This window comes from Bradyrhizobium sp. SHOUNA76 (assembly GCF_023006445.1).
In the GTDB taxonomy this organism is placed as follows: Bacteria; Pseudomonadota; Alphaproteobacteria; order Rhizobiales; family Xanthobacteraceae; genus Bradyrhizobium.
Genome location: NZ_JALBHA010000975.1, coordinates 1 through 958 on the forward strand (window position 1 = coordinate 1; position 958 = coordinate 958).

Here is a 958-nt window from a genome sequence, read left to right on the forward strand (position 1 = left end):
CGCGGCGAGGAGGTCGCGGCGGGCGGCCCATCGCCGGGCTTTCGTGACCTGCGCTGGATCAGGCCGGTGCTCGCCGGCGACACGATCAGCTACGTCAGCGGCATCGTCGACAAGCGTATCTCCGCCTCGCGCCCCGGCTGGGGCATCGTGACCGTCCGCACCACCGGCACCAATCAGCGAGGCGAAGACGTCTATTCCATCACCGCCAGCGCCTTCGTTGCGACGCGAGCGAAGGCCGGTTAGATCTGTTCCAGGATGAACGGTCCAAATCAGTGCGCGAGTGTTGCCCGCGCGCTATGGACGCGTTTTGGGGCGGCTGCCATAAGCCTGCGCAACATGGTTACCGCGAAGCAGTTTGTCGGAACCATCGAGTTGCTAACTAATTATGAACCTGTCGCTGTCTATTTGAAACGAATTGGCAGAGACAGGGGACGAGGACCATGGCAGATCGCGGCGCACTCAAATTTGTCGGATTTATCTTCGCGACCGCGACACTGGCAGTGATGCTGGTCGCCGGCATGGTGGTGAAGGGCTATGCCGATGGCGCCTATACCCTGGAAGCCTCGGCGGTCGACGCAAGCCGGTAAGAGTTCGTTAATTTTTCGCGGCCGGCATCCGGCCGCGCCTCAGCGGCTATAGACGAACGCCAGGATGGCGATCGCAACCGCCAACAGCCCGACAAAGCGCAGCATGATTGTGCCGATTTGATTCGGCGCTGGCCTGAGCGGTATCGGGTCCGTGGTGTCGGGCCGAATGCTTTCCATGTGAAATGTCCCCAAGTCCCCGGCCGAACAGGCCACGGGCGCTTGGCATTCGTCGCTGGGGAAGGGCGGAGGGTTCAAAGGCGCACGCCCGTGTCCCGGACGCGCTGCAGCGTGGAACGCTGCTGCGCAGAGCCGGGACCCATCGCGCCGCGCATCTATCATGACCACGGGCCCCGGCTCTGCGGCGCGTCACT

The 958-nt window shown here is 63.5% G+C and carries 3 protein-coding genes; 2 read left to right on the forward strand and 1 reads right to left on the reverse strand.

The window, feature by feature from the left end; translation table 11 throughout:
- Both MOV74_RS39075 and MOV74_RS39080 read left to right on the forward strand, forming a co-directional pair.
- Window positions 1–243, forward strand: a 243-nt coding sequence (locus MOV74_RS39075; protein ID WP_246932940.1) for a MaoC family dehydratase N-terminal domain-containing protein, incomplete at its 5' end; no start/stop codon positions are given.
- Window positions 244–440: 197 nt separating this feature from the next.
- On the forward strand, window positions 441–587 hold the full coding sequence (locus MOV74_RS39080) for a hypothetical protein (protein WP_018318322.1): 147 nt from the start codon (window positions 441–443) through the stop codon (window positions 585–587).
- A gap of 39 nt (window positions 588–626) precedes the next feature.
- Here MOV74_RS39080 and MOV74_RS39085 read toward each other — a convergent pair whose 3' ends face one another.
- Window positions 627–764 (reverse strand): hypothetical protein, encoded by a 138-nt coding sequence (locus tag MOV74_RS39085; protein WP_212080336.1) that lies wholly within the window; start codon window positions 762–764, stop codon window positions 627–629.
- Window positions 765–958: the final 194 nt, after the last annotated feature.

Coding starts and splice junctions, on each gene's coding strand:
- MOV74_RS39080 (WP_018318322.1), top strand. CDS start 441: ATGGCAGATCGCGGCGCACTCAAATTTGTCGGATTTATCTTCGCGACC.
- MOV74_RS39085 (WP_212080336.1), bottom strand. CDS start 764: ATGGAAAGCATTCGGCCCGACACCACGGACCCGATACCGCTCAGGCCA.